We start from the raw sequence: 25,814 nt of genomic DNA on the forward strand, positions 1-25,814 counted from the left end.
CCACCCCGCCATGAGGATTGGCGTCGCAGTTCGACCCAGTCGGCCCCGCATCACGAAATAGGCATGGGGTGCGGGCCGTTCAGAGGTGCTGATCTCCTGTTGCGAGCGTATCCGACGGTAGTTCGCAGAAGAGACTTTGGTAGTAGGCAGAGAATCTCCCTGGGTGGTTGAAGCCGAATTTTCGGGCTGTTTCGGCGACGGTGGTCATATCCCGGGATGATACCTGCAGCGCGCGCCTGACCGCGCAGAGGCGATAGGCCAGCATGTAGCGATAGAGGCTCACGCCCAATGCGTATTGGAAGGCGTAGTTCAGTGCCCGCCTGCTCACTCCCAGGGACTTCGCCACGTCACACACTCCGAGCCGGTACCCACGATCTTGCCCTACCAATTCCATTGCGCGGGTCGCAAGCCGATCACCTTTGCGCCGCGAGTGAACCGTCTCGAAGCTTGCGTGTTTGATGTGCTCGGCCGTCAGCGTCAGGAGATCGAGCACGGCCGCCCTCATTGCCGATCGCTGGATACGTGTCGCCTTAGACGGAAGAACCACGCCGGCGAGTTTGCGATATCGGCTAAGCAAATCGCCCTCCAACAGGATATCGCTGCGTTCGCGGTCTCGTTTCAAGAATATCTCCACGGGGAGACCGTCTCTCGCGATCCGGTCGGTTGACGCGCAAATCTCGAGCGACGTCCAGCCGGGCTCCAGCACCCTTCGATGGCTGCTGCCCGGACAGAAGATCCCAAGGCGACCCCGGTCCGCACCGTTGCCGCACTCGGGGTCGACGACGAGGCGCACGACGAAGACAAGTGTGCCTCCCTCTATTGTCGCGAGGTCAACTGCCTTGCAAGTCACCGAGAGCCGGCTCACGATCATCTCTTCAAGATCAATGCCGCTCCAGTCGACGCGCAACCGACCGGGGCTCAGCTGGACCGCTCGGATATCCGATGTCTTGAGACGCTCGAGGAGTTGGTTGGCGTCCGAATAGGCCAACCTCAGCGACGCCCCCGGCTCGCTTTGCCGGCCGGCTGGCCGGCCTGATGTGTCGCGACGAATGTCCGAGCTAACCAAGAGTTCGCATCCAGGCTGCAGAACCGTGGAGTCGCGACGCAGACTATTGAGACGGGCTGGTTCGCGCTATCCGGATTCAGAAGCCTTCTGATCGCCCGGCAACAGCCCAGCCACAGGGCTAGCGTATCGGACCGAAAACGAGTCCGGGCTTCGGATAGATTCCATACGCATAAGAGAGAACAGAGTGCGGTCCTGATTACATTGGAAGGCCCGGCGCTCTGTTGGCGAGCGTTTGCGAGGGCAACTCTCCAAACATGTTGCGATAGTGAAGGGCGAAACGGCCCAGATGATAGAAATCGCTGTTCATAGCGGCTTCCGTCACCGTGATGTGGCGCCCCGACGATGCCTTCAGCTCGCGATTGGCGGCATTGAGGCGACAAGCCAGCATGTACCGGTAGGTGCTCAGCCCAAGAGCCTGCCGGAAGGCGTAGTTCAAGGCGCGCTCGCTTACCCGAAGCGAGCTCGCGAGATCGCCGACCCCGAACAGGTGGTCTGCGTTGCGCTCGATCAAGTCCATCGCAGCGGCTGCGAGTCGATAGCCGTTGCGTCGCCGCAGTCGCGGTGGCTCAAATCCGGGCGCTTCAATGTGCGCGCCCGTGCGGAGGATGAGTTCGAGCACGGTCGCCCTGATAGCCAGCAGCTCGATCGGGGTCGGTCGCGAGAGGCGGGCGTCGGCGCGGAAGACAAAATCGACGAGTTGGCGATACTGCAGAAGCAAATCGCTCGGCAACGGATAGACACGGAGGCTACGCTCACCAGTGAGGAGTGTGTCCGCTGCCAGTCCTTCGCCGACCATTTCTTCGATGGATACGCAAATCTCTATCGACATCCATCGGGGCTCCAGAACATTCCGATGGTCGCGACCCGGACCCAGAATGACAAGCGAGCCCGGCTCGACCTCATTGCCGCACCAGGTCTTGGCTCCGAGACATACGACAAAAACCAGGGTGCCTTCGTTTATGGCCGAGACATCGGTCAACTTGCGGTCAAGAGCGAGCCGGCTGAGGATCAGCTGCCCCCCGAGATCGATACTGTCCCAGTCTATATGGAGGCACCCTGCACCCAACTGAACAGGTAGCGTGTCCCAGCCCGTGAGTTGTTGGCGGAACTGCTCGATGTCCGTAAGCCGTAGCCTGAGTGCTTCGCCCTCCATGACATTGCCTCGCTTTTCCGCGGGTCGGATCGTTTCCGAAATCGGATAGCCGAACGGTCGGTCCCTTTCTAACATGAAGACGTCAATGTGATGCAATGTTTTCCATCGGCCACTGCTTCGGCAGTATTGGCGAACACCATCGGGATTGCATGTAATGGCCTGGGCCTACCTGTTAATTGCCTCCTTTGTGGAGATAGGCTGGGCAATCGGCCTGAAATTCACCGCGGGCTTCACCCAACTTGTCCCATCGGTGGCCGTCGGCGTCGGCATCATCCTCAGCTTCTATCTGGTGGCCCGCGCGGCCAAGGAAATCCCGATCGGTACTGCCTACGGGATATTCGTGGGGATCGGTGCGGGCGGGACGGGCGCTGTCGCCGTACTGGCCTTCGGCGAGCCGGCCAATCTGGCTCGGATGCTCAGCCTCGCCGCGATCGTCGTTGGCGTCGTCGGCCTCAAGCTGTTCGGGGCGGCCGCTGAAAAGCTAGCCCTCGAAGCGGCGGATCATTCCGGTAGGGCACTGCGTTGATCTGGGCTCAACTGATCCTCGCCGGGCTGCTTGAAGTGGTCGGCGCTGTAGGGCTCAAATACACCGAAGGATTCACGCGGCCCGGCTTCACGGCGATCGTCGTCGTCTCCTTGGCCACCAGCTTCTATCTCTTGTCGGGCGCGGCAGAGATCATACCGATCGGGACCGCCTATTCGGTCTGGACCGGAATCGGGGCGGCCGGAACGGTCGTCTACGGAATCTTCTTTCTTGGCGAATCTGCGGGGATCGGTCGACTCGCCAGCCTGCTTTTGGTGATCGGCGGGGCGGTGGGCATGAAGCTTTTTTCCTGAAGACGCGATAGTATATCAAGTAGTGCGGGAGCGAACAGGAGGAGTAGATGTTTCTCAGAGGTCGGCGGAGATTCTCATTTCTGCGGCCGCTGCTCATCATGTTCATGATCGCGTTTCTTGTTCAGATCGGACTGTTCATCTTTTCGTTCATTACGTTCGAGACCTGGCAAGAGCGTGCCCATTTCGGTGACAGCTTCGGCTTCATCAGCGCGGCTTTTTCTGGTTTCGCGCTTTGCGGGATCATCTATTCGCTCGCTTTCCAACTGAGCGAGCAGGTTCGGCAACGACGCAATGCACGTGCCTTGATCGATTCCGACCTCAGACTCAGGGAGGCTCTCATTAACGCGCTTGAGGCGCAAACCGGTGAACTCAAGGCCATGCGGGAAACGCTGGGCAAGCTCTTGCTACGGCAACATCCATGACAGGCGCCATCGTCGGCCATATCCTGAGGTCGGTCGCCGCCGGCATGCTCGTCGTGCTGCCGATCGTGCTCACCGTCCTGATCATCACCTGGTCGGCCAATCTGATCCTCGAACTGACAGGTCCCGGCAGCGTGATCGGGGGCATCCTGTCCGCCGTCGGGCTCGTGCTCGTCTCCGGTCAACTTTCCGCCTATCTGGTCGGCACGCTCGTCGTGCTGCTCGCCCTCTATCTCCTCGGACAGTTCGTCACGTTACGGCTCTACCGGCATGTCGGAATCGTGCTCGATCGAACGATCGTCCGGGTGCCGCTCGTCGGCAGTATCTACCGCCTGACGAACCGGTTCGTAGGACTGCTGGACCGCAGCGACGACGCCAACTTGAAGTCGATGAGCCCGGTATGGTGCTTTCTCGGCGGCGAGACAGGTCCGGTGGTGCTCGCCCTGATGCCGACCGCGGAGCCCTTGGAGATTGAGGGGAGGACCTATCGGGTCATTCTGATACCCAGCGCGCCGGTTCCTGTTGGCGGCGGGTTGGTCTTCGTGCCCGCCGAATGGATCCGGCCGGCCGCGTTCGGAATCGAGGGCCTGGCCAACATATACATTTCAATGGGAGCCACCGCTTCCCAATTCGTCAAATCACCGACGGCAGGCGCATCGACCGAACAGTCGGCACGGTAGCGCGGCAATCACGGATGGTTGATGTCGACCGGAAAGAATGCGCCCCTTCCGATTTCGGACAGCGCAGCTGCGTCGGCTGTGTAGAATTATCGCCAGAGAAAACAGGTGCGGCGAAGTCCTCGTCCCATCGTCGAGCGCACGCAAGAAGGAGATCGAACGTGAAATTCGCGGATTTCTGGAAACGAACCGTTCTGCTCGTCGCATTGGGCAGCTCGATCATCAGCGTGGAGAGCGTTGGTTTTGCCCCCAATGCCCATGCGGGCTTCGGTTCTTTTCTCGCCGGCGGGATCGTGGGTGGTGTGATCGGGGCGGCCGCGGCATCGAGGCCGAGGGTCTACTACACTCCCTCGCGAAACTATTCTCGGTGCCGATGAGTCGAGTAGCGAAGCACTAACTGGCTAGTCACGATAGCAACGCAAAGATGTTGAGCAGTGGAGGTGCCGCCATGAAGCGCCGAACCCGGGTTAATCTTCTCGCCGCATGTTTTGTTCCTGTAGTCGGTGCATCGCACTCCGATGCGCTGGCTCAGGCCGATCCGCCGGATGTGAACGATTTGCCGGTGCTCCTGTGCGACCTCGAAACGTCGGTCGCCTGCAAACCGGGGGGCTCGGAATGCGAGAGCCTCAAGGATCTCGACGGGGAGCCATTGCCGATCAAGATCACCGTCGACGCCCCGAGCAGCGTCGCCACCTACCCCGGGAAAGACGGGTTTCCCTCGACGAGCACGATCGGCACGGCAGCCCGTTTGGGCAACCAACTCATCCTCCAGGGCATGGATGGTATCGCCAGCTGGCAGATGCTGGTGCACGAGCCCCCGGAGGCGAAGGCGGACCTAGTCATGTCTCTCTCGGTCGCCGTGGCAGAGGCCGTGACCGTCGGCTTCGGCCGCTGCCGGATACGCGAGTAGTACCTGACTCTAGCGAGAGGCTCCGATGAAATCGAAGACTTCTTTTGCGACCCGGGCCGTACTGATCTCGGCGGTTGTCTTGAATTTCGCGCTCACCGGGGCCGTGGCGGGATCACCAGCCGAATGCGATCATTACGCGCGGCTATACACCTCACACTGTGCACCGAGGGGCGGCGTCCTGGGCGGAGCCCTCTCTGGCGCATTCGGCGGTGGGATTTTCGGCGGCAGGTGGGGCTGGGGTCGTGATCCCGCCGTTGGGGCAATCTTCGACGGCATCGCCGGCGGTGCGCGCCACGCGAACTCCTACGACGCGGCATACAGCGATGCCTATCACGCCTGCCTGGCAGGTCGAAGGGGCTAAATATCGGAGGACAGTCTCAATGACGAGGCCAGCCCCGCCTACATTGATCGCACTGGAGGTCGCGCTCTTCGCGAACGGTGGTTCATTCGCTCAGGAATCCGAAAGCACCGATCTCATTGCGATCAGTTGCAACGACGTGATGCGGCAGACCGATCGAGATCGTAAGCGACCATCGCCCTACTGCACGGCGTCATGCTCGGAAAGAACCAGACGACGGTCATCGATGTCACTGCGCTTGCCGTGATCACGGACAAGATCGTCGTGCCTCGACAAGCCGCGCGGCAAGGCAATGGACGTGCTCATAAGAAACGACTGACGGGTCGTCCTATCCCGAGCGAAGGCAACGACTACCCCAAAGCTCAAGACAGAGGAGGAACGCCATGACCAGCAAGCTGCAACGAGAGTCGGCGATCGGCGAAGTTCGTCCGGAAATGAACCTGAGACGCCGCGACCTGCTGCTCAGCGGCGCGTCGCTGCTTGGGCGTCAGCGCTTTCCGCCGGCGTGTCGACCACTTCGGTACAGCCGGCGAGAGCGCAAGCGGGCGCTGGCAGTCCGAACATCCGGGTCATCTGGGGCGACGATATCGGCATCACGAATATCAGCCACAACAACCGCGGCCTTATGGGCTACATGACGCCGAACATCGATCGCATCGCGCAAGAGGGCCTTGCCTTCACCGACTACTACGGCCAGCAATCCTGCACCGCCGGTCGCGCCGCCTTCATCGGCGGAAATGTTCCCATCCGCACGGGCATGACCAAGGTCGGGCTGCCTGGCGCAGAACAGGGCTGGCAGAAATCGGACGTTACCATTGCGACCGTGATGAAGGGCCAGGGCTACGCCACAGGGCAGTTCGGCAAGAACCATGTCGGCGACCGCGACGAGCACCTGCCGACGATGCACGGATTCGACGAGTTCTTCGGCAATCTCTATCATCTCAACGCCGAGGAGGAACCCGAGAATCGGGACTACCCCAAGGATGCGGAGTTTCGCAAGAAATTCGGTCCGCGCGGCGTCATCCGCGCGAAAGCGAACCCTGACGGGACCCAGACGGTCGAGGACACTGGGCCGCTCACCAAGAAGCGCATGGAGACCGTGGACGAGGAGACGCTCGCCGCGGCCGTCGACTTCATCAAGCGCCAGCATGCCGCCGGCACACCGTTCTTCTGCTGGTGGAACGGCACGCGCATGCACTTCCGCACCCATGTCAAGAATGAACATGAGGGCATCTCCGGCCCGAGCGGCAATGAATATCATGACGGCATGGTCGAACATGACATGCATGTGGGGGAGTTGCTCAAGCTGCTGGACGATCTCGGCATCGCCAACAACACGATCGTCTTCTACTCGACCGACAACGGGCCCCACTACAACACGTGGCCGGACGCCGCAAACACACCGTTCCGTAGCGAGAAGAACTCGAACTGGGAAGGCGCCTATCGCGTGCCCGCCTTTGTGCGCTGGCCTGGACAGTTCCCGGCCGGCGTGACGCTCACTGGCATCGTCGCGCATGAGGACTGGCTGCCAACTTTCGCCGCGGCGGCTGGCGCGCAGGACATCAAGGAAAAGCTGCGCGAAGGCGTGGAACTGAACGGTCGCGCATACCGCAACTATATCGACGGCTACAACATGCTCGACTACTTCGGCGGCAAGGTGCAAGTGTCGCCACGCAGTGAGTTTGTCTACGTCAACGACACCGGCCAGATCGTGGCGATGCGCTACGACGACTGGAAGGCGGTGTTCCTGGAGAACCGGGGCCAGGCGTTCGAGGTCTGGCGCGAACCGTTCCAGGTCCTTCGTATACCACTGCTCTTCAATCTGCGGCGCGACCCCTATGAGCGCGCCCAGCACAACTCGAACACCTACAATGACTGGTTCCTGGACCGGGCCTTTGTTCTCGTCCCGATGCAGCAATTCGCTGGCCAGTTCCTTATGACGATGGCGGAGTATCCACCCAGCCAGGTACCTGGTTCGTTCAACCTGGAGAATGTGCAGAAGCAGATTGAAGCTGCCGTAGCGGGCGGCGGCTAACGCTGTGCCGCTGTCGGGTCGCCCCGTCTTTATGGCGGCGACCCGGCACTCCGTGCAAGGCGACCAAGGCAGCTCCCATCTGCGCTCCGAATTGTTGGCGGCGCTACCGCCCGCCATCGCGTATGGCGCAACCCATTGATACCGCGATTCCGCACTTGAGTTGAGATGTGTAGTTCGCCTGAATACGTCCGGACCGGATCAGTAGCGGCAAAAACGTACCAAATGCGAAACCACACAGGGAAAACGACGATGAGATATGCTCTCAGGGTTGCCTGCGGCTTTTGCCTTTCGGTCGCTGCGATCGCATCCCTCGTGGGTGCGGCTTGCGCGGATGCGCTGCCATCGTGGAACGACGGCAGATCGAAGGCGGCGATCATTAATTTCGTCACCGCGGTGACGAGCGAGGGCGACGCCCGATTCGTGCCCGTGGGCGAACGGATGGCGGTATTCGACAATGACGGCACGCTTTGGTCCGAGCAGCCAGCCTATTTCCAGCTGACATTCGCGCTCGATCGCATAAACGCGCTCGCGCCGCAGCATCCCGAATGGAAAGGCCAGGAACCGTTCAAGTCGATCCTGGCCGGGGACTTCGAGGGGATGGCCGCGACAGGCGAGAAGGGCGCAGTCGAACTCATCATGGCGAGCCATGCCGGAACGACGACGGACGAATTCACAGCCGTCGTCAAGGACTGGTTCGCCACGGCCCGGCATCCGCGCTTCGATCGGCCTTACAACGAGATCATCTTCCAGCCGATGGTGGAATTGCTGGAATACCTGCGCGCCAACGGCTTCCGGACCTACATCGTCTCGGGCGGCGGTATCGAATTCATGCGGCCCATGACGGAATCGATGTACGGCATTCCGCCGGCGCAGGTTGTTGGCAGCAGCATCGTCACCAGATACGAACTGGACGGCGACACGCCCGTGCTGAGGCGGGAAGCCGAGTTCGACTTCATCGACGACGGCCCCGGCAAACCCGTCGGGATCAACACGTTCATCGGCGCCAGGCCGATCTTCGTGGCGGGAAATTCCGACGGCGACTACGAAATGATGCGCTGGGTGACCGCCGGGGAGGGACCCCGTTTCGGCTTGATCGTGCATCATACCGACGCTGAACGCGAATGGGCCTATGACCGCAAATCGTCGTTCGGAAAGCTCGACAAGGCCCTCACCGAGGCCGCGCAGCGCGGCTGGCTGGTGGTCGACATGAAGGCGGACTGGCGCAAGGTCTTCCCGTTCGACAAATAGCAAAAGCCGAAGCTCGGGCGGCGCGAGCGAGGCCTGTGATCGAGGATTCCCGAGAGGCCTTCGTGGAATTGACGAGATCTTCGAGGAAGTCGGTGTAACGCATGCTGATCGCTATTGGCTTCTGCCTACTCGTCGTATGGCTTGTCTTCTTCAAATTCAAGCTGTTGCCGTGGAATTGGCCATGGCGGGTCATCACTGCCCTGACGATGGTCGTGATCGTCGGCGTCATTATCGCGCTGCTCAACCGCTATGCCCCTACGGGCCGTGTCACAGTTCTCGGGCGCGTTATCGAGATCACGCCCAACGTGACCGGAACAATCACGGATGTGCCGGTCAGCACGAAAGTGATCGTCCCCAAGGGAACGGTCCTTTTCCGGATCGATCCGGCTCCATACGAAGCCAAGGTCAAGAAGCTCACTGCCGAGCTTGCTGCGGCGCGCCAGGCGGTCAAGCAGTTCGATGCGAATGCCGACGTCGCGCAAGCCGAGGTGGACGCGCTTCAAACTCGGCTTGCCCATGCCGAGACGCGGCGTGCGGACATGGAACGATTGGCGAAAGCCGACGCGGCGAGCGCGTTCCGACTGCAGGACGTCACAGCCGAGGCAAACCTCCTGACCGCCCAACTGATCGCCGCCCGCGCCAGGCTGACCAGCGCCGAACTTGCGCGCGACTCCACGATCGGCAGCAAGCACACGACGGTGTTGCAGATCGAGGCGCAGCTAGAGGACGCAGCATGGCAGCTCGGGCAGACCACAGTGCGCGCGCCTGCCGATGGTTACGCCACCCTGCTGCCGCTCGGCGTCGGCCACATGGCGACGCCGAACCGTGCGGCAATGTCTTTTATCGTCGCGGACGAGATCGCTCTGGTTGGCGTGTTTCCGCAGAACGGCTTTAGTGCGATCCGGCCCGGTGCGGCGGTCATGATCGTCTTTGCGGATCAACCTGGCTCGGTTCACAAGAGCACGGTCGAAACGGTCATCCGCGGCGTCGGAGAAGGCCAGCTGCTGGCCTCGGGCAACCTTGAGCGGGTCAGCGGTGCGGAAGCGACCAAGGAGTTTCCGGTACTCATCAATGTGCCGGAGGGGATCGATCCCGACCTGCTTCGCCCCGGCGTTTCCGGCAAGGCCACGGTCTTCGACACCAATGCGGGGGTCATCGGCAAGCTTGGCGAGGTCCTGATCCGCGTCGCGGCCGTGGGTGCCTACCTCTGACGCGTGCAAACTTCGGTCTAGCTAACTCTGCCGACCTCGCCCTGAAGGCGAGCCTTGCTACCAGCATCGAGCTTGCGCCAGTCACAGTCTTGCAGCGCAGCCTCCATGGCGTAGAGCGCAATGATCGTCACGTGGCTGCCGAAGCGAAACTTGAGCCGATGCCAGGCTTCGACGGCACCGACGACACGCAACGAGTCCTCGTCGGCTATGTCCACCTCCATCAGCATGCGCGCCGTGGTGGAGCCGAGGTTCCTCATATCTGCAAGGGAGCGGCTCATTCTGTTATCTGCCTGTCGAGATCGTGATCATCACCCGGGGAAGAGCAGCTTTTGCTGGGCACGAGCGAGTCGAGATAAGACACCAGGATTGCGACGATGAACAGGTCAGGGATCATTGAAAAAGCGGGCAACCTGTTCAGTGCATTTGGTCATCGTGGATATGTTGATTGCATCAGGCGGTGGAGCAAACAGGTTCATCGGGCGTTGTCATCGAAGGCATCGGGTTCCGACGGAAAATGACGGTGCGTCGGCGCGGCCATGGCAGGCTGTTCCAGCATGGCGTAGTTGCGCACCTCGGCTTCCGCGGGGCATAGGCGACGAAGGCGACATGGAAGAAGCCAGCCCGGTTGACGACATAGGGCGACTGACTTTGGCCAGCGGCGAGGCGCGGCCCTTGTCGCTCCTCGCGGTCTTGATCGGCATACGGCGGATCGCTCCGGCGCAGCTATCGACGTACGACGCCCAGGCGCGCCGCACGGGGCAAGGCAGCCCGCCAAGAGGTGCACGCAATGAAGCTCTTCCTGAGCGGGGACGTGATGACCGGCCGCGGTATCGATCAGATCATGCCGCGACCATCCGATCCAGCGCTGTACGAACCGCATATTCGTTCGGCTCGTGGCTATGTCGATCTCGCGGAACGCTTGTCCGGCGAGATTCCGAGGGCGGTGCCGTTCGACTACATCTGGGGCGATGCGCTCACCGAGATCGAGCGGCGCGAGCCGGACTTCAGGATCATCAATCTCGAAACCAGCATCACGGCCGATGGAATCCCGGAAGCGAAGGGGATCAACTACCGAATGCATCCCGACAATGTCGGCTGCATCGCCGCCGCCGACATCGACTGCTGCGTCCTTGCCAACAACCACATCCGGGACTGGGGACCGGGCAGCCTCGACGACACCTTGCTCGCGCTGCAGCGGGCCGGGATCGCGGTGGCCGGCGCCGGCAGGGATGCGCACGCCGCCGCACGGCCTGCGGTCCTCGAACGAGCCTCGGGAAGGCGGCTGCTCGTCTTTGCCTTCGGCTGCCCGTCGAGCGGTATTCCCACCGGCTGGGCGGCCGGAGAGGACCGGGCGGGCGTGAACTTCCTTGCGAACTTCAGCGAAGACGCGGTCGCAAGCGTGATCAGAAACATCGACGAATACAGACGGCCGGGAGATCTGGTCCTTGCCTCCATCCATTGGGGACCGAACTGGGGCTTCGACGTGTCGATGCGACACCGGCGTTTCGCCCGCGATCTGATCGATAGCGCCAGGGTCGACGTCATTCATGGGCACTCGTCGCATCATCCACTGGCGATCGAGATCTACGCCCAGAGGCCGATCCTTTACGGATGCGGGGACTTCATAAACGACTATGAGGGCATCGGCGGGCACGAAGAGTTTCGCCCGGATTTGACGGTCGCGTATTTCCTTGATGTCGACGATCGCGATCACCGGTTGCTCGGCATGGAGTTGGTCCCCCTCCGGCTGCACAAGTTCCGACTCGTCCGTGCATCACATGACGATGCTGCCTGGCTCGGCAGGACTCTGGACCGGGAGTGCCAACGCTTCGGCCAGCGTATGCGCTTGAGAAAGGACGGCACGCTGGCTCTGTCGTGGTGAAAGCGAAACCAGAGATTCGTGTCTCGCCGGGCCGATGACAATCTGGCTTCTGCTATTCCGGTCGCAAGTGCCAGGTCCGGGGAGCGTAGGCATCGAGAGCACGCTTGTGACAGTTCCGGCACGAACTTTCTCGATAACACGCAAGTTCGCGGCCCTGGATGCACAAGTTCCCGTTCATCGAGCGACCGCGGCATCCGTGATCGCACTGAGGGCAGCCGCAATCTTGTCCATCACCTCGTCCGCATTTTCGATCTCGTGGGCATCGGTGATCCGCGATGGCAGTCAGTAGCCGACCTGCACCTTGCCGCCTGCATCCGCCCACACCAGGACACGCAAGGGCAGGTCGACCCCCGCCGTCTGCCGCTCTTGCATCAGCGGCGTGCCCAGCGCCGGATTACCGAATATGATCACTGTCGTCGGAGGCAACTCGAGACCACTCTTTCTGGCCGCCGCCGCGTGATCGACCGTCGCGACGACGGTCGCACCGCGCTTTTCGATCTCGGCCTGCAGGACCTGTACGGTGGCAGCAAAGTCGGCCGCACTCTCCTTCACGATCCAGTCGGCGTCCTGGGCGCGGGTCACGGAGCCACCCGACAAGACGATGACCATGGTCGCTATCGGGATTGCGAGCATCTGGAACATCGTTTCCTCCTTGAGACGTTACGCCGTCCATTGCGCAACGAAACCTGCGCATAGAGTGCCCCTCGCATCCGAACAGGAGAGTACCCGTTCCGGACAGGCAAGTCTGTCGCATCCACCTGACGAAATCGTGAACTGCGTAGCGTCTGGTCCTACGACAGCTTGCGACACCAAGCGCTGGCCGTTGTTCATGCTTGCTCCGCGAGCCCCGCGGTCGCGCGATCAAGCCCAAGGCGCGGCTGCGTAACCGTTTCGGCATCTCGGCCGACCGCCGGTGTCGGAGGCGAAGTCGCGCAGCAATGGAAACGGGAATGACCGCGAACCGACTTCTTCCGGGCCACGGTCGATCTCGCGGAGATCGTCTCCCCCTCCATGTATGATGCGAGCAACTTCCTTTACACGGGACGCCACCTGCGGCGCCGGACTGCTTTGTGCTCTATTTCGCTTCGGCGGGCTCAAAGGTTGCTTCGACCTCGCCGCGCGCCGGATAGTCGGTCTTCAAGACATAGTCGATCGCTCCGAGAATGTCGGAGAAATGGGGACGCGCAAACGGCATGGTCTGGACGCTGCCGAAGTAGAGCGTGCCATCCGGCCGCACCAGATAGAGCGCCGGCTCCGAGAACAAATCCGGCTCTTCTATTCCCAGCGACGTCTTGCCGCGACTGCGGGAAATGTAGAGGCCCCATTCGCGCGCCGTCGCCAGGGACAGGCCGTAGCCGATGCGAAGGTGAGGCAATTGCCAGTCGAGACTCGTCATGACGGCGCGCTCCTCGACGTCCGTCGAGATTGCAACGACAGACACGCCTCGGCTCTCGAACTCGCCGATCTTGGCGTCCAGATCCTTGAGCTGGGTCCTGCAGACCGGACAATGGAATCCACGGTAGAACAAGACCAGCGAGAACGCCGCCGGCGTCTCTTTGCGAATGTCGTAGGTGCGTCCTCCGACAATCGGCACCTGAAGCTCCGGTACGGACTGGCGGGGAAGAAGGTGAGGAAATGGGGCGGTCATTGCATGCGTCCTTTCGAACCCGCGCGGGACGGCACAGGTTGTGATTTTAGAGCGATAGATATAAAACATGCATAGCTCGACCGCGTTGGCAAGAGGCGCCGCGGCCCCGCGCGGCTCAGGAGGGAATAAAATGGGGCGACCACGGGAGTTTGATCAGCCGGCGGCGCTGGCAGCGGCGATGGACCAGTTCTGGCGCCGGGGATACGAGGCGACATCCGTGCGGGATCTTGCCGGTGCAATGTCGATCACCGGTGCCAGCCTCTACAATGCCTTCGGGGACAAGCGGTCCTTGTTCCGGGATTGTCTGGAGGCCTACATAGACGCCTACGCGCGGCGTCGGATCGCGGAGCTCGACGCGTGCGAGGATCCGATCAGGGGAATCCGGGCCTTCTTCGACGATCTGGTGGAAGCCTCGCTCAATGACCGTCGGGGCTGTCTCCTCATCAACTCGGCGATGGAGGTCGCACCTTGGGATACCGAGCTTGCCGCCTTGATCGAGGACTGCCTGCGGGAAATCGAAGATGGTTTCTGTCGCGCTCTGAACCGGCTTTCCGCCGCCGGACCGCGTCGAGCCTCGGGCAGTGAACGGTCGACGGCAAGACTGATGCTGTCCGCTGTCATGGCTCTGCGTGTGCTGGCCCGCGCGGGCGGTCACGAGGAGCGTCTGCGCAGCATCGCCAGATCCGCCGTCGCCCTGGCCGAAGGGCACCGGTCGCTGTGATCGAACGGGTCGTGCTTGCCCGGGTCAGCTCATGCCCACCCTCACGCCGCGGAGAACGCCGCGCCCGCTGCGCGGGGACCGACCCTGGAATCGCGGCACCGGATCGTCCCCGGTGTCTGCATATGGCGACGGCGACCCTTACAGGCAGCGGTATCCGCTGCAACCGCGACCGAAGCCAACTCGACACCTATTTGGATTCCATTACGGTAATCGGCTGCCAGTCGTCATCCGGATCTTGCCGCTGAAGCAAACGGCAGCGCGCGATCATCCAGCGGGACGGAGGATCGTCGCCGCGCGCCGCCACCGTGTCCTCGAACTTGCTCTCTGCGTCGCGCCACCTTCTCGTCCTGTAGAAATGCAGGCCGCTTTCGTACGATCCGATCCATGACGGCCGCTCCTCCCCGGCCATGGCGATGAGCTCGAAGATCGCGATTCCGCCTTCGCGGCCGTAAACGGCGATACGATCGAGTTCGCGCACGATGATGTCGGCACCAGCGGCCTTGCGGGCCTCCTCTCCCATTATGATGCTTGTCCCGTAGAGCTTGTTTGCGATTTCGAGCCGACTTGCGACGTTTACCGCGTCACCGACGGCGGTATAGTTCAGATGCGTGGCGGAGCCGATATTGCCGACGAGCGCGACCCCGCTGTTGAGCCCGATGCGCACGGTGAGCGCGTTGCCGGCGTCGTCTCTCGGGCCGGTGTCTCTCAAAGCCCGCGAGATCCTCAACGCCGCCCTGCAGGCGGCCGTGGCGTGGTCGTTCCTTCTCCGTGGTGCGCCCCAGAAGGCCATGACGGCATCGCCGATGAACTTGTCTATGGTGCCGGCCTCGGCTTCAATCGCCTGCGAGGCGAGATCCAGGTAGCCGCTGATCACCGGTACGATGTCCTTGCCGAGCCGCTCGGACATCCCGGTGAATCCTGCGACGTCGGCGAAGAGAATGGTGAGAGGCCTCATTTCTCCGCCGGGTCTTGCTTCCATTCCCTCCGTCACAAGCGTGCGCACAAGGTCGGTGGGGATGTATTTCGCGAATGCGCTCAGTCCCGTCGCCATGTGAACCAATGCCGTGGAAAGCTTGTCGAACTCGACCAGCCACGATCGGCGTCTTGAAATCTGGTCGAGTTGGAAGTTCTCGACGGCGCGCAGATCCTCCGCGACCGCGCGAAGCGGCTCGGCCAGAAGACGTTGCGCAATCAACACCGACACGCCGCCGGCCGCCAGAACCAGCGCGAGCAGGGTAAAGGCCAGTCGGGCGGTGGTCCGGTCGATCTCGGCGAGAAACTCGGCTTCCGGAATGATGACCGCAACGTGCCAATCGAGGAAGTCGAGCGGGGTTGCGGTAACGTTGTAGGATACACCCTGATCGACAATGCGCACCCTGATGGCCTCGCTGGCCGCCGCGCCGCTCGCGAGGCGCTGCCCCAGTTCGCGCGCGATCCCGAAGAGCGGATGACCGCCAAGATCGGCGCCGTGCACCTCGTCCGCCGCCCCGTCGGGGCCGGCTACGATATCGCCCCCGGAAGACAGGATGAAGGCGGCTCCGGTGCGGGCGACCGAAAGGGAGCCGAGGAAGCGTGAGAGGCGATCGATTTCGACTATCGTGGCGAGCACGCCCTGACGCTTGTAGTAGACGTCGATGGGGCCGGCGAAGGCGGCCGCTGCACGTGTTGCCACTGGGTGCTCGGTGATGATGAACCATGCAGGTGCATCAGCCTTGATCGCCTGTTGATACCAGGCATGGTCGGTGACGAAGTAATCGGTCGGCTCGAAATTCCTCTGGTAGAACTCGATGTCGCCAGGCACGACCTTGTAGCGGTCGACGCGCCGGGTCCACGCGCCGTCCTTGAGGTAGATCTCCATCATCTCCAGTTCGCCGTCGCCAAGCTTGTGGGACGCGAAGAAGGTCGAATCGGGCCATCCGAAGGCGACCCACGACAGCGAGGGCTGCGCCTGCAGTTGGGAAAGGAACACGAATTCGCGCTTGTCGGCCTCTCTCGTCTTGATGACGTTCTGCAGGAAGATCGTGCGAACCGCGCCGAACGCCGCTTCCGCGCTGGCGATGCGTCCCGCCACTTCGTTGCGCACTGTTTCGGTGATCTGGTGGTCGAGGGTCGCAACGAGAAGGCGACTGTTGCTGTCGGCTGTTCGCCGCCACAGGGCATCCACCGCAATCGCGCTGACGGCAATGCAGCACAGCAGGAAAACCGAAATGGCAACGCTGACTCTTACCCGCATCCGCTGCTCCGTCGGAGAGCCGTTCGTCTCGCTCCGTCAGACCGCTCTGCCGCCCGGCCAAATGGCGGAAGACGCTCATCATTCCGGACTGAACCAGATGTCTCCATAGAACGTCCGCGTGTGCCCCTTGTGATCATCAGCATCCGTCATGATCGCAACAGCATCGATCTCGCGGATCTCCGCGCCGAAGAATCTCCTGAGGTCGTCTCGAACGTCCCGCTTGTATCCGACCCACGAGCCGAGTCCTTTTTGTCCGCTGTCGACCGCAATCAGGCGAACCTGTGCCGAGTAAGGGCTTGGCCACGCACTTCCTGTACCGTGTTGGCTCGCCCAGACATAGTTGAGGGCGAGAGACCGGGCTCCGAGCAGACCGCGTTCAACGACGACGAAGATACGCGCGGGGAAGTCGTCGCCCGACTTCTGCCTTTCATCGATACCTGAGAAAATGCCGGTCACTTTCCACGACCAGTTGAGGAATGGCGTCTTTGTCAGATCGATGCGGATCTTGCGGTAGCGACCCGAAGCCGCCGCATTCGCTTCCGCCGCGAGGACGACGCTTCGCAGGTCGGCATCCTCGACCAGCTCGTACTTCGTCTCGCCCTTGAAGGAGCGGCTGCTCCACTCCGCGAGCGAACCTCGCGAAAAGGAACCGACTGGGATGTCCTGGCCGGCCGCTCGCCCGATCGGGAAGGCCACGACGAGGAGAAAAAGGAGAATGCAGATCAGCCTCAAGGTCGCGTCTCCTCGTTTCGCCGCTCTGTCCGCGCATGATCGCGGAGCTCTCGACTAGTTCGCTTTCCACGGATGGAATGTTACGCCGCCGCGCAGCCACCGTGCAGCGATCCGGATTGGGAAAAACGCACCCCCAACTCCCGGATGAGCCGTTGCCGGCGACGACAGCGCGCGCTGTGGGCGCGGGCTCACGCGAAGCCCAGGTGCCGCCAGGCGAGGATCCGGCGGCCATTCCAACCTGCGAGCATGGACAGGAGCACCACGCTTCCGAACTGCCAGACAAGCACCATGAGACTGGCATCCTGGGGATGGAACAGGCGCAGCCCGAAGTTTCCCAGAGCGGCGGCTGCCAGCGCGCCCAGCAGGACGGTCACTCGCGGGGCGAGCGGCGCGCCTTTGTGAAGCATCGTGACCATTGCCAGTGCGGGCACTGCGCCGACCCCTGCGATCATGGGAAAACAGACGGGGCGGCCTCGCCGACGGCTTGTCTTCCGCTTCGACGGGATTGGGCCACGCGGTCATGCGCCCCGTTGCGAGGCGCCCGACATCCGGACCAGCGCCCGAACCACGCCCGTCTCCGACGCAAGGCCCGCTTTTCATTAGTTCGACGGCCGATGGTCGAAGGTTACAGTCGAGGCGTTCGGCGGAACCTGACCGAGATCACGAAACCGTGCGCCGCGACGACGTAACAGGCGGGTCGCCTCGACCGAATTATTCGTCGCGTGCGCCACGATCAGCGTGCGAAACCCCAATCGGAGGATGAAGTCATGTCCATGAGATCGAACGTAAGCGCATCGGTTCTGGCCGGCGCCGTCGCAACCGCGCTCGCGTCACTGGCGAGTGCCGGACCATTGACCGAGGACGAAGGAAAGGCGGCGATGGCAGCGGGCAAGGAGAAGTGCTACGGCATTTCCCTTGCCGGCGCGAACGACTGTGCGGCAGGACCCGGCACGACCTGCCAGGGTACGTCGACCGTCGATTTCCAGGGTAACGCCTGGGCATTCGTCCAAGGCGGAACCTGCGCCAACATCAAGGTGCCGGGAGACCGCAGTGGCTCGACAGAACCGCTGACACGCGACCTTCCGTCGTAAGCCGCACCAGCAGGTTTCGGAAAAGTGTCCCACGGTTTTCCGACAAGAACCTGCGGCAAGAGAAGAGCCTGGGCAGGTGAAGCGTGGGCGAGGCTATGCAAACCTGCTTGGCGTGCCGGAAAGCGGAGGAGGCAAAGATGAACGAACCGGTCAACGACCGCGCGCCAGGAGCTGCGCCAACCTTGCGCTTTCCGGCCCATCCGCTTGCCGGCCTGGCCGGTACCAGCTTCAAGCACGAACATCTTCCGGCGATCGTCGCCGCGGGGAAACAGGAAGGCTTCTTCGAGGTTCACGCCGAGAACTACATGGGGGCCGGCGGGCCGCCGCACGATGCCCTGACGCAGATACGTCGCGACCATCCCGTCTCGCTCCACGGCGTCTGCATGTCGATCGGAGGACCGCAGCCGATAGACCAGGCCCACCTCGCACGGTTCAAGGCGCTCGTCGACCGCTACGAGCCGGCGCTTGTTTCGGAGCACCTTGCATGGTCGACTCACGGCACGACATTCTTCAACGATCTGCTGCCGCTGCCCTACACGGAGGCCACACTCGCCCGCGTCGCCAATCACATCGACGAAGTGCAGGAGGCGATCGGTCGCCCGATCCTGCTGGAGAATCCGTCGACCTATGTCGTCTTCCCCGAGTCGACGATGACCGAGACAGGCTTTATCCGTGAGGTGGTGCGCAGAACGGGCTGCGGCCTTCTCCTCGACGTCAACAATGTCTTCGTTTCGGCGACCAATCATGGCTACTCGGCGCTGGCTTATCTCGCCGGTTTCCCGCTCGGCCACGTCGGCGAGATACACCTGGCAGGACATGCCCGGCAGGCAGACGACGAGGGCGACCTTCTGCTGATAGACAGCCATGACGCTCCGGTCGCCGATGCGGTCTGGAAGCTCTATGAAATTGTGGTTGATCGATGCGGGCCCAGGCCGACGCTCATCGAATGGGACAGCAAAATCCCGGAATGGCCGGTACTGAGGGCCGAAGCGGCGGCCGCGCAGACAATCCTCGACCGCCACGCGCATGGTTTTGCGCAGGAGAAGATCCGTGCTTCCCGCTGAGCGCCGCAACCAGGATCCCGCGCACTGGCCTTCATATGCGGATACCTTTGCCCCGGCACTGCTCGACCCCGGCCGCGCGACACCGGCAGCGGTCGCCGGGCCGAACGGCAAGGCAGCGATCAAGCGTTACAACGTCTATCGCAACAATGTTACCGTCAGCCTCATCGACGCGCTGGCGGCTACGTTCCCGGCGACGCAGCGCATTACCGGGGAAGATTTCTTTCGTGCCATGGCGCGGTTCCACGTTCGCGCCACTCCGCCGGTCTCGCCGCTCCTGTTCGAATACGGCCATGATTTTCCCGATTTCATAGAACGTTACGAACACGCGCAATCGCTGCCGTGGTTGGCCGATGTCGCTCGTATCGAACGGGCATGGCTCGATGCCTATCATGCCGCCGATGCCGAGCCACTGGCGCCCCAGGCGCTCGCTTCCGTTCCTTCGGAGCGGTTGGCCGATGCTGTTCTAACGCCGCATCCCGCGGCGCGGGTCACGCGTTCGCGCTTTCCGGCGGTTACGATTTTCGTGGCAAACCGGAGCAGCGATCCCGTCGGCCGCATAGAAGCCTCCGAACCGGAGGATGCGCTCGTGACCAGACCACGCCTTGAGGTCGCCGTCAGGCGACTGCCGCCGGGCGGCGCAGTCTTTCTCACGCACCTTATTGCGGGCGAGCGGCTCGGCGCGGCCGCTGCCGCAGCCCTTGGCGACAGCCCGGACTTCGACCTTTCCGCCAATATCGCCGGAATGCTGAAGGCGGGCGCGTTCAGCGCAGTCGGGCAGGGAGGCTGACATCGATGGCACCTCGGCCGCAATTCGCCGTCGGCACGTGGAGACGACGGATCATCAATCTCGTCGAGAGGGCAAACGCCATCATTCGCGCTGTTGCCCAGCCTTCGGTCACGCAGATTTTCCTGCGTGTCGGTCTCGCGATCCCGTTCTGGCGGTCAGGCGTCAACAAGTGGGACGGGTTCCTGCAATTGAACGACACCGCAGTGTTCCTGTTCAGCTCCGAGTTCAAGCTGCACCTGCCGGGCGGTCCCTATGCCTTTCCCGCACCTGCGGCCATGGCATTCGCTTCCGGTTCGGCCGAGATTTTGTTGCCAATTCTCCTGGTCCTTGGCCTTGCGACGCGCCTTGCCGCGTTCGGGCTTCTGATCATGACCATAGTCATACAGTTCACGGTGCCGGACGGCTGGCCAATCCATGTCACGTGGGCGGCAATGGCACTTGGATTAATGGCGTGGGGACCGGGTCGGGTTTCGCTCGACCATTGGCTGGTTCCGAGGTGATGACGGCGTCCTTGGTGCGATCTCGCCTCGCAGGTTGGATCAAGCCGAAGCAGCATGTTGCTTCCCCATCGGGTGCGGATATTCGCCCGTCGCTGGCCTTCGGACACATGTCATACCATACAGGTCGTACCTGCTGTTGCGGAGAGCCGATTACCCGGCGAGCGCAGAGCTTCGATGACCGCCTCCGGCCGATCGCAAGCCGTCTCTACGGCTATGCGCGTGCGCTTGCGGCCGATGCCGAGGCGGCCGCCGATCTCTACCAGGACACCCTCCTGCGGGCCATCGCGAGTCCCGCCATTCCGGACGGCGAGCGTCCCTTCCGTGCCTGGCTCTTCACCATCATGCGCAACCGCTGGATCGACCGCCTGCGCATGCAGAGCCGCCAGCCGGAAGTTGACCCGCTCGAAGATCATTGTGCCGTCGAAACCTTCATGCCGGCATCGCTCGAGACCGTCATCGTGAACCAGCTTGCCGTGCGGCAGGCTTTCGCCATGCTCGGTCCGCACCACCGCGACGTCCTGACCCTCGTCGACGTCGGCGGCTTCAGCTATGACGAGGCCGCCGAGATGCTGGGCGTGCCGCGCGGCACGATCATGAGCCGGGTGAGCCGGGCGCGCCAGGTCTTGTGCCGGATCCTGTCGGAAGAGAACGTGACCATGCACCCGTCGGCCGGGAGAAGTGCTGAACGATGAGCGAGAGCGTTACCTTCGACAAGCTGAGCGCTTATGTCGACGGCGAACTCGACGCAGCCGAGGCGGCACGCCTCGCTATGCTGGCGGCGCGCGATCCGTCGGTCGCGCAGGCAATCGCTCGGCTGCAGTCGCTGCGGGCGGCCATTGCCGACAGCGTGCCGCCCCCCGTTCAGTTGCTCGTGCCCGACATGCCGTCGCCGTTTCCGCCTCGGAGGCTACCCGACCTCAAGCGTGTTGCGGCCGCCGCCGGCCTTGCGCTCGCCTTGCTCGCGGGCGGCTACTGGTTCATCGATCGGACGAGGACTCCCCGAACGATGACCGACCTTGCTGCGGCGGTCGCCCTGCACGACCGGTGGCTGGAAACGGCGCTGCCGCCCCTGCGGCCGAAGCCGACCTCCGCGGCGCCGGCCGACCGGCTGCTCTCGGCTACCGGCCTTCGGCTGGTGCTGAAGGAGCGGGTGGAGCTCGAAGAAGGAATGCTCGCCCTGCATAGCCGTTTCGTGGGCGAGCGCGGCTGCCGGATGAGCTTGTTCGAGTTCGGCGCCGGGTTGCGAGACGACGCTACCAATGCGCTCGACATCCATCAGAAAGGCGCCCTCCATGTCGCGCGCTGGCAGTCGGGCCGAACGATGTTCATCGTGGTCGCGCGCGACATGGATCCCGTGCGTTTTGCCACGATCGCGGGTAGTCTGCGCACCTTGGGTCCGGCGCTGTCCGAGCCCGCGATGGACGACCTCATCGCATCACTGAGCACGGCCCGGCAGCCCTGCCGCGCCTGACATTTTTCGCCAGGGCACGGAATATCGCCGCCGTCGTCGCCGTCTCCTCTGTCATCCGGCACTTGCCGGACGACGCCGTCAGCACATGCAGCGGCGGCCAATGGGAGGAATGCATGACCGAGAAAATCGATCTCAGGCGCCGCTATCTGCTTGCGGGTACGGCTGCTGCAACCGGCCTTGCCGTGTCCGGAGTGACTGTTTCGGCGCAGGACAAGCCCTTGCCGGACTATGTCAGCTTCAAGAAGCCAGACGCGCTCATCGTGCACAGCAACAACACGATCGAGACGCGCCGCGATGCCTTCGGTACCAGCCTGATCACGCCGGAGGACAAGCTCTACATCCGCAACAATGTCAGCCCGCCCGATGCTTCGATCGTCGCGGACCGCGATGCCTGGGAAGTATCCATCGAAGGGGTGGCGGAACCGCGCGCGCTCACCGTCGGCCAGCTCAAGTCGATGGGCCTCGACACCGTGGCCATGGTCCTGCAGTGCTCGGGCAACGGCCGAGCCTTCTTCGACCATAACCCGAGCGGCACGCAATGGAAGGTCGGCGCGGCCGGCAACGTGATCTGGACAGGCGTGCCCCTGCGCAAGGTCGTCGATGCGCTTGGCGGGCCGGCCGAAGGCATGAAGTTCATCACCGGCACAGGCGGTGAGACCATACCGGCGGACCTCAAGGAGCGCGACGTGGTCGTCGAGCGTTCGGTGCCGATCGACGTGCTCGACACGGTCCTTCTGGCCTGGGACCTGAACGGCGAGCCCGTCTCGCTTGCCCATGGCGGGCCGCTGCGCATGATCGTGCCGGGCTATACCGGCGTGAACAATGTCAAATACCTCAAGCGCCTGGCCCTGACCGCGCAGGAGAGCGACGCACGCATCCAGCAAAGCCGCTACCGGCTCCTCCCGGTAGGCGAGAAGGCAGGTCCTCAGCATCCCTCGGTCTGGGCGATGCCGGTCAAATCCTTCGTCACCGCCCCGCTCGACGTTGCGCGCGCCGGCGCGGTCCAGGTCACGGGCTTCGCGTTCGGCGGCATCAATCCCGTCCAGTCCGTCGAGGTTTCCACCGACGGCGGCAAGAACTGGCAGAAGGCCGAGTTCATAGGTCCCGATCTCGGCCGCTATGCCTGGCGCAGCTTTGCTCTCTCCACCGACCTCCAGCCTGGCACGCATCTCATCGTCAGCCGCGCGACCGACAGCGAAGGCAATGTCCAGCCCAAGGAGCCCGAGCCCAACAATTCCGGCTACAACCACAATGGCTGGCGCGACCACGGCGTGGAAGTCGCCGTCAGCTGACCATCCTGCCCGTCGGCGGCCCGCGGACGGGCCTCTTCCTCACCGGAGATCCCTTTATGCGCCTTGCCGCCGCTGTCCTGCTTGCCGCCAGTCCCATGCTCCTGGTTTCCGCCGGGGCGGCGGCCGCCGACGAGACGCGCCTCGCGCTCGGGCGCCAGGTATTTCTGGAGACCGCCCAACCTGCCTGCGCGCTCTGCCACGAGCTTGCCGACGCCGGCTCGGACAGGCAGATCGGGCCACCTCTCGACCAGCTTCGCCCGGACCAGGAGCGCGTGCGCAAAGCCGTCGTCGAGGGTGTCGGCGCGATGCCGGCTTATGAGGATCTCTCGAAGGAAGAGATCGATGCGGTCGCACACTACGTCTCGACCGTGGCCGGCAGTCCGCGCTGAGATGGAACGCTGCGGACCCACCCACGATTCCTCGGATCACGCCGGGGGGCTCGCCTTGGCGGAGATCGGCCGTCGGCGGAGCTTGCGCGCCTGTTGCCGCCATGCTCTGTAAAGAAAGCCTGCGGTTGCGTCCGCAAGAAGAGTGCTTTGATTGACGTCAAGCCGCAGGCACGGTGCGGCCGATATCGTTGTACCTCGCGCCACGTGCACTGGCTGCAGCTCGAGCCCGTTGGTGGAGGGCGCTGTTTGAAGATTGGCAATCTCAAGGCTGACCTGGTGGCCCTCTACGAGGGCAGCACGCACGGTGCCCATATTTTCCGCTACGCGCTCCTGGCTTTCGATCTGCTGACGGTGACATTCGTGATCCACCTCGTTCCTGCCGAATGCGCTCGTCATAGAGGTACTGGGTCCGGTTTTCGGGACAGTCATCCTGGCGGACTTCCTGGCGAGGCTGTTCATAAGCCGCAACCGTTTTCGCGATCTCTTCAATCCGGTTTCAATCGCCGACCTTGCGGCGATCTTCTCGTTCCTCGCGCCAGTCGCTGGCGAGGGCCTTGGTTTCCTGCGCATCCTGCGTACGGTCCGCCTGCTCCACACCTACCAGATTTTGGCCAGGCTGCGGCACGACTTCGTCTATTTCCGTCGCAACGAGGATGCCTTGGTCGCTCTGGCCAATCTGTGCGTCTTCTTGTTCGTCATGACCGGGGTGGTGTTCGAGACCCAGCATCGGCAAAACGCCCAAATCGGCAACTATGCCGACGCGCTGTACTTCACCGTTACCGCCCTCACCACGACCGGCTTTGGCGACATCACGCTGGAGGGAACGACGGGTCGCATGATCTCCGTGGCGATCATGATCGTAGGCGTGACGTTGTTCCTTCGTCTGGCCCAGGTACTGTTCCGCCCTGCCAAGGTGCGGCATAGGTGCCCCGCATGCGGGCTCATTCGACATGACCCCGATGCGGTGCATTGCAAGCATTGCGGGACCGTCCTTCACATCGAAACCGAAGGTGCGAACTGAACCGGATGACCGGCGCCGTCGGAGCCAATAGCCAAGATTTCAGGTGGAGGGCCCAGCCGGCATCAGTGCGGGCCATCTTGATCATGCACAATGTCGAAGACGGCGAAAGAGACGACTGTTCTTAACCCGGCACCACAGTATTCGTCTGCAACTGGCTGCTGCTCACGTGATATCGGAGAACCTTATCGTCATCGGCACTGTTGCCAGCCTGCTGGCCGGACTCATGACATCGGTCGGAGCGCTTCCCGCACTTTTCGGCCGTCCGGTCGACACACGCTGGAACGACACGCTGCTGGGTTTCGCGGCCGGCGTGATGCTGGCTGCCTCGTTCTTCTCCCTCATCATTCCAGGGATAGAGCAGGCCAGCGGAGTTTTCGGCGGCAATATGCTGCCGGCCGCGGTGGCGGTCGCCGGTGTCCTGGTCGGTGCCGGTACGATGGCCGCGCTCAACGAATGGATACCGCACGAGCACTTCTTCCAAGGACGACAAGGTCCCGTTGCCACCGAACTCGCGCGTATCTGGCTGTTCGTGCTGGCGATTGCCATCCACAATGCGCCGGAAGGGCTCGCCGTGGGCGTCGGTTTCGGCGGCGGCGACATGGCGGCCGGTACGACTCTCGCGATCGGCATAGGGCTCCAGAACGCGCCCGAGGGGTTGGCCGTGGCCATGGCGCTGTTGTCGGTCGGCAACTCGCGAATTCGCGCGTTCGGCGTTGCGAGCCTCACCGGCCTGATAGAGCCGATGGCTGGACTGCTGGGCGCCTGGGGCGTCAGCCTTTCCCATCTGGCGTTGCCCTGGGCGCTAACCTTCGCGGCTGGCGCGATGATCTACGTCATCAGCCACGAAATCATTCCCGAGACGCACCGGCACGGCTACGAGAAGCAGGCGACGCTCGGCCTGACCATAGGACTGGCGGCCATGATGTTTCTGGATGTGGCCTTCGGATGACTCCACCAAAGCGTCCTGGGTGCCGGTCCTCCCAAACCTGATTCGAGCTGCCCTGCTGAGCAAGATATCCGCCGTCGATGGGGAAGTTGGCGCCGGTCGGACGTTCGGTTCGACCACCTT

General features: G+C 62.8%; 28 protein-coding genes and 1 pseudogene. 21 read left to right on the forward strand and 8 right to left on the reverse strand.

The annotated features are described in order from the left end of the window. Positions 1 to 79: 79 nt before the first annotated feature. The gene (locus JN302_RS21485) at positions 80 to 988 is read right to left on the reverse strand and encodes a helix-turn-helix domain-containing protein (protein WP_202328972.1); all 909 of its coding nucleotides are present in this window, start codon (positions 986 to 988) and stop codon (positions 80 to 82) included. A gap of 274 nt (positions 989 to 1,262) precedes the next feature. Then, positions 1,263 to 2,315, reverse strand: coding sequence for a helix-turn-helix domain-containing protein (locus JN302_RS39645; RefSeq protein WP_210382563.1), 1,053 nt, complete (start codon positions 2,313 to 2,315; stop codon positions 1,263 to 1,265). 58 nt (positions 2,316 to 2,373) lie between these two features. Here JN302_RS39645 and JN302_RS21495 point away from each other — a divergent pair, with 58 nt between their 5' ends. The 9 genes from JN302_RS21495 (at position 2,374) to JN302_RS21540 (ending at position 9,914) form a co-directional block, all read left to right on the forward strand. Continuing rightward, the gene (locus tag JN302_RS21495; protein WP_202328975.1) at positions 2,374 to 2,745 is read left to right on the forward strand and encodes a DMT family transporter; all 372 of its coding nucleotides are present in this window, start codon (positions 2,374 to 2,376) and stop codon (positions 2,743 to 2,745) included. Next, positions 2,742 to 3,056 (forward strand): DMT family transporter, encoded by a 315-nt coding sequence (locus JN302_RS21500; protein ID WP_202328976.1) that lies wholly within the window; start codon positions 2,742 to 2,744, stop codon positions 3,054 to 3,056. The genes JN302_RS21495 and JN302_RS21500 overlap by 4 nt, the downstream gene beginning before the upstream one ends. Before the next feature lie 47 nt (positions 3,057 to 3,103). Next, positions 3,104 to 3,478, forward strand: a complete 375-nt coding sequence (locus tag JN302_RS21505; protein WP_202328977.1) for a hypothetical protein — start codon at positions 3,104 to 3,106, stop codon at positions 3,476 to 3,478. Beyond that, positions 3,475 to 4,155 (forward strand): DUF502 domain-containing protein, encoded by a 681-nt coding sequence (locus JN302_RS21510; protein WP_202328978.1) that lies wholly within the window; start codon positions 3,475 to 3,477, stop codon positions 4,153 to 4,155. The genes JN302_RS21505 and JN302_RS21510 overlap by 4 nt, the downstream gene beginning before the upstream one ends. Positions 4,156 to 4,313: 158 nt before the next feature. Continuing rightward, positions 4,314 to 4,529 (forward strand): hypothetical protein, encoded by a 216-nt coding sequence (locus JN302_RS21515; protein ID WP_202328979.1) that lies wholly within the window; start codon positions 4,314 to 4,316, stop codon positions 4,527 to 4,529. A 71-nt stretch (positions 4,530 to 4,600) separates the two neighbouring features. Next, positions 4,601 to 5,062 carry a hypothetical protein gene (locus JN302_RS21520; protein ID WP_202328980.1) on the forward strand — a complete coding sequence of 154 codons (462 nt, stop codon included), beginning with the start codon at positions 4,601 to 4,603 and terminating at the stop codon, positions 5,060 to 5,062. Between the two features lie 863 nt (positions 5,063 to 5,925). Beyond that, entirely contained in the window at positions 5,926 to 7,455 is a 1,530-nt protein-coding gene (locus tag JN302_RS21530) for an arylsulfatase (protein WP_202328983.1), read from the forward strand. A 249-nt stretch (positions 7,456 to 7,704) separates the two neighbouring features. Beyond that, positions 7,705 to 8,703, forward strand: a complete 999-nt coding sequence (locus JN302_RS21535; RefSeq protein WP_202328985.1) for an HAD family hydrolase — start codon at positions 7,705 to 7,707, stop codon at positions 8,701 to 8,703. A gap of 101 nt (positions 8,704 to 8,804) precedes the next feature. Then, positions 8,805 to 9,914 carry an HlyD family secretion protein gene (locus JN302_RS21540; protein WP_202328987.1) on the forward strand — a complete coding sequence of 370 codons (1,110 nt, stop codon included), beginning with the start codon at positions 8,805 to 8,807 and terminating at the stop codon, positions 9,912 to 9,914. A 17-nt stretch (positions 9,915 to 9,931) separates the two neighbouring features. On the opposite strand, the gene JN302_RS21545 is transcribed toward JN302_RS21540, so the two are convergent. Next, positions 9,932 to 10,192: a TfoX/Sxy family DNA transformation protein gene (locus tag JN302_RS21545; protein ID WP_202328989.1), complete on the reverse strand. Its 261-nt coding sequence runs from the start codon at positions 10,190 to 10,192 to the stop codon at positions 9,932 to 9,934. Positions 10,193 to 10,701: 509 nt separating this feature from the next. Between JN302_RS21545 and JN302_RS21550 the strand changes: the two genes are divergently transcribed. Next, complete coding sequence (locus JN302_RS21550) at positions 10,702 to 11,796, forward strand: CapA family protein (protein ID WP_202328991.1); 1,095 nt, start codon at positions 10,702 to 10,704, stop codon at positions 11,794 to 11,796. 282 nt (positions 11,797 to 12,078) lie between these two features. On the opposite strand, the gene JN302_RS39995 is transcribed toward JN302_RS21550, so the two are convergent. Then, the gene (locus tag JN302_RS39995) at positions 12,079 to 12,438 is read right to left on the reverse strand and encodes a DUF302 domain-containing protein (RefSeq protein WP_202328994.1); all 360 of its coding nucleotides are present in this window, start codon (positions 12,436 to 12,438) and stop codon (positions 12,079 to 12,081) included. Between the two features lie 433 nt (positions 12,439 to 12,871). Continuing rightward, positions 12,872 to 13,444: a peroxiredoxin-like family protein gene (locus JN302_RS21560; protein ID WP_202328996.1), complete on the reverse strand. Its 573-nt coding sequence runs from the start codon at positions 13,442 to 13,444 to the stop codon at positions 12,872 to 12,874. A gap of 130 nt (positions 13,445 to 13,574) precedes the next feature. Here JN302_RS21560 and JN302_RS21565 point away from each other — a divergent pair, with 130 nt between their 5' ends. Then, positions 13,575 to 14,165, forward strand: a complete 591-nt coding sequence (locus JN302_RS21565; protein WP_202328998.1) for a TetR/AcrR family transcriptional regulator — start codon at positions 13,575 to 13,577, stop codon at positions 14,163 to 14,165. Between the two features lie 187 nt (positions 14,166 to 14,352). Here the strand turns inward: JN302_RS21565 and JN302_RS21570 are convergent, their stop codons facing one another. The 3 genes from JN302_RS21570 to JN302_RS21580 form a co-directional block, all read right to left on the reverse strand. Next, on the reverse strand, positions 14,353 to 16,398 hold the full coding sequence (locus JN302_RS21570; protein ID WP_202329000.1) for an adenylate/guanylate cyclase domain-containing protein: 2,046 nt from the start codon (positions 16,396 to 16,398) through the stop codon (positions 14,353 to 14,355). Positions 16,399 to 16,476: 78 nt separating this feature from the next. Beyond that, positions 16,477 to 17,130 (reverse strand): DUF3047 domain-containing protein, encoded by a 654-nt coding sequence (locus JN302_RS21575; protein WP_202304905.1) that lies wholly within the window; start codon positions 17,128 to 17,130, stop codon positions 16,477 to 16,479. Between the two features lie 188 nt (positions 17,131 to 17,318). Next, positions 17,319 to 17,636: an NrsF family protein gene (locus tag JN302_RS21580; RefSeq protein WP_274609284.1), complete on the reverse strand. Its 318-nt coding sequence runs from the start codon at positions 17,634 to 17,636 to the stop codon at positions 17,319 to 17,321. A gap of 261 nt (positions 17,637 to 17,897) precedes the next feature. On the opposite strand from JN302_RS21580, the gene JN302_RS21585 reads away from it, so the two are divergent. From JN302_RS21585 to JN302_RS21630, 10 genes and pseudogenes are all read left to right on the forward strand, one after another. After that, positions 17,898 to 18,221 (forward strand): BufA1 family periplasmic bufferin-type metallophore, encoded by a 324-nt coding sequence (locus JN302_RS21585; RefSeq protein WP_202304909.1) that lies wholly within the window; start codon positions 17,898 to 17,900, stop codon positions 18,219 to 18,221. 137 nt (positions 18,222 to 18,358) lie between these two features. Next, on the forward strand, positions 18,359 to 19,285 hold the full coding sequence (gene bufB, locus JN302_RS21590) for an MNIO family bufferin maturase (RefSeq protein WP_202304911.1): 927 nt from the start codon (positions 18,359 to 18,361) through the stop codon (positions 19,283 to 19,285). Further along, positions 19,272 to 20,072, forward strand: a complete 801-nt coding sequence (locus tag JN302_RS21595) for an HvfC/BufC N-terminal domain-containing protein (RefSeq protein WP_244845811.1) — start codon at positions 19,272 to 19,274, stop codon at positions 20,070 to 20,072. The genes bufB and JN302_RS21595 overlap by 14 nt, the downstream gene beginning before the upstream one ends. Before the next feature lie 5 nt (positions 20,073 to 20,077). Beyond that, positions 20,078 to 20,572 carry a DoxX family protein gene (locus tag JN302_RS21600; RefSeq protein WP_202329011.1) on the forward strand — a complete coding sequence of 165 codons (495 nt, stop codon included), beginning with the start codon at positions 20,078 to 20,080 and terminating at the stop codon, positions 20,570 to 20,572. 107 nt (positions 20,573 to 20,679) lie between these two features. Further along, on the forward strand, positions 20,680 to 21,264 hold the full coding sequence (locus JN302_RS21605; RefSeq protein ID WP_202329014.1) for an RNA polymerase sigma factor: 585 nt from the start codon (positions 20,680 to 20,682) through the stop codon (positions 21,262 to 21,264). Continuing rightward, a complete protein-coding gene (locus JN302_RS21610; RefSeq protein ID WP_202304919.1) occupies positions 21,261 to 22,043 on the forward strand; it encodes a hypothetical protein in 783 nt (260 codons plus the stop codon). Before JN302_RS21605 ends, JN302_RS21610 begins: the two co-directional genes overlap by 4 nt. Before the next feature lie 113 nt (positions 22,044 to 22,156). Then, positions 22,157 to 23,335: a SorT family sulfite dehydrogenase catalytic subunit gene (gene sorT, locus JN302_RS21615; protein ID WP_202329016.1), complete on the forward strand. Its 1,179-nt coding sequence runs from the start codon at positions 22,157 to 22,159 to the stop codon at positions 23,333 to 23,335. Positions 23,336 to 23,391: 56 nt separating this feature from the next. Continuing rightward, positions 23,392 to 23,724, forward strand: a complete 333-nt coding sequence (sorU, locus tag JN302_RS21620; protein ID WP_202304923.1) for a SorU family sulfite dehydrogenase c-type cytochrome subunit — start codon at positions 23,392 to 23,394, stop codon at positions 23,722 to 23,724. 252 nt (positions 23,725 to 23,976) lie between these two features. After that, a pseudogene (locus tag JN302_RS21625) lies at positions 23,977 to 24,745 on the forward strand (ion channel). Between the two features lie 166 nt (positions 24,746 to 24,911). Continuing rightward, positions 24,912 to 25,694 carry a ZIP family metal transporter gene (locus JN302_RS21630; RefSeq protein WP_202329018.1) on the forward strand — a complete coding sequence of 261 codons (783 nt, stop codon included), beginning with the start codon at positions 24,912 to 24,914 and terminating at the stop codon, positions 25,692 to 25,694. Positions 25,695 to 25,814: the final 120 nt, after the last annotated feature.

This window comes from Mesorhizobium sp. L-8-3 (assembly GCF_016756615.1).
GTDB lineage: Bacteria > Pseudomonadota > Alphaproteobacteria > Rhizobiales > Rhizobiaceae.

What these genes read in the sequence shown, in the direction of transcription:
- JN302_RS21495 (WP_202328975.1), top strand. Translation starts at nt 2,374, where the DNA reads ATGGCCTGGGCCTACCTGTTAATTGCCTCCTTTGTGGAGATAGGCTGG.
- JN302_RS21505 (WP_202328977.1), top strand. Translation starts at nt 3,104, where the DNA reads ATGTTTCTCAGAGGTCGGCGGAGATTCTCATTTCTGCGGCCGCTGCTC.
- JN302_RS21510 (WP_202328978.1), top strand. Translation starts at nt 3,475, where the DNA reads ATGACAGGCGCCATCGTCGGCCATATCCTGAGGTCGGTCGCCGCCGGC.
- JN302_RS21520 (WP_202328980.1), top strand. Translation starts at nt 4,601, where the DNA reads ATGAAGCGCCGAACCCGGGTTAATCTTCTCGCCGCATGTTTTGTTCCT.
- JN302_RS21535 (WP_202328985.1), top strand. Translation starts at nt 7,705, where the DNA reads ATGAGATATGCTCTCAGGGTTGCCTGCGGCTTTTGCCTTTCGGTCGCT.
- JN302_RS21540 (WP_202328987.1), top strand. Translation starts at nt 8,805, where the DNA reads ATGCTGATCGCTATTGGCTTCTGCCTACTCGTCGTATGGCTTGTCTTC.
- JN302_RS21545 (WP_202328989.1), bottom strand. Translation starts at nt 10,192, where the DNA reads ATGAGCCGCTCCCTTGCAGATATGAGGAACCTCGGCTCCACCACGGCG.
- JN302_RS21550 (WP_202328991.1), top strand. Translation starts at nt 10,702, where the DNA reads ATGAAGCTCTTCCTGAGCGGGGACGTGATGACCGGCCGCGGTATCGAT.
- JN302_RS39995 (WP_202328994.1), bottom strand. Translation starts at nt 12,438, where the DNA reads ATGTTCCAGATGCTCGCAATCCCGATAGCGACCATGGTCATCGTCTTG.
- JN302_RS21560 (WP_202328996.1), bottom strand. Translation starts at nt 13,444, where the DNA reads ATGACCGCCCCATTTCCTCACCTTCTTCCCCGCCAGTCCGTACCGGAG.
- JN302_RS21565 (WP_202328998.1), top strand. Translation starts at nt 13,575, where the DNA reads ATGGGGCGACCACGGGAGTTTGATCAGCCGGCGGCGCTGGCAGCGGCG.
- JN302_RS21570 (WP_202329000.1), bottom strand. Translation starts at nt 16,398, where the DNA reads ATGCGGGTAAGAGTCAGCGTTGCCATTTCGGTTTTCCTGCTGTGCTGC.
- JN302_RS21585 (WP_202304909.1), top strand. Translation starts at nt 17,898, where the DNA reads ATGTCCATGAGATCGAACGTAAGCGCATCGGTTCTGGCCGGCGCCGTC.
- bufB (WP_202304911.1), top strand. Translation starts at nt 18,359, where the DNA reads ATGAACGAACCGGTCAACGACCGCGCGCCAGGAGCTGCGCCAACCTTG.
- JN302_RS21600 (WP_202329011.1), top strand. Translation starts at nt 20,078, where the DNA reads ATGGCACCTCGGCCGCAATTCGCCGTCGGCACGTGGAGACGACGGATC.
- JN302_RS21605 (WP_202329014.1), top strand. Translation starts at nt 20,680, where the DNA reads ATGTCATACCATACAGGTCGTACCTGCTGTTGCGGAGAGCCGATTACC.
- JN302_RS21610 (WP_202304919.1), top strand. Translation starts at nt 21,261, where the DNA reads ATGAGCGAGAGCGTTACCTTCGACAAGCTGAGCGCTTATGTCGACGGC.
- sorT (WP_202329016.1), top strand. Translation starts at nt 22,157, where the DNA reads ATGACCGAGAAAATCGATCTCAGGCGCCGCTATCTGCTTGCGGGTACG.
- sorU (WP_202304923.1), top strand. Translation starts at nt 23,392, where the DNA reads ATGCGCCTTGCCGCCGCTGTCCTGCTTGCCGCCAGTCCCATGCTCCTG.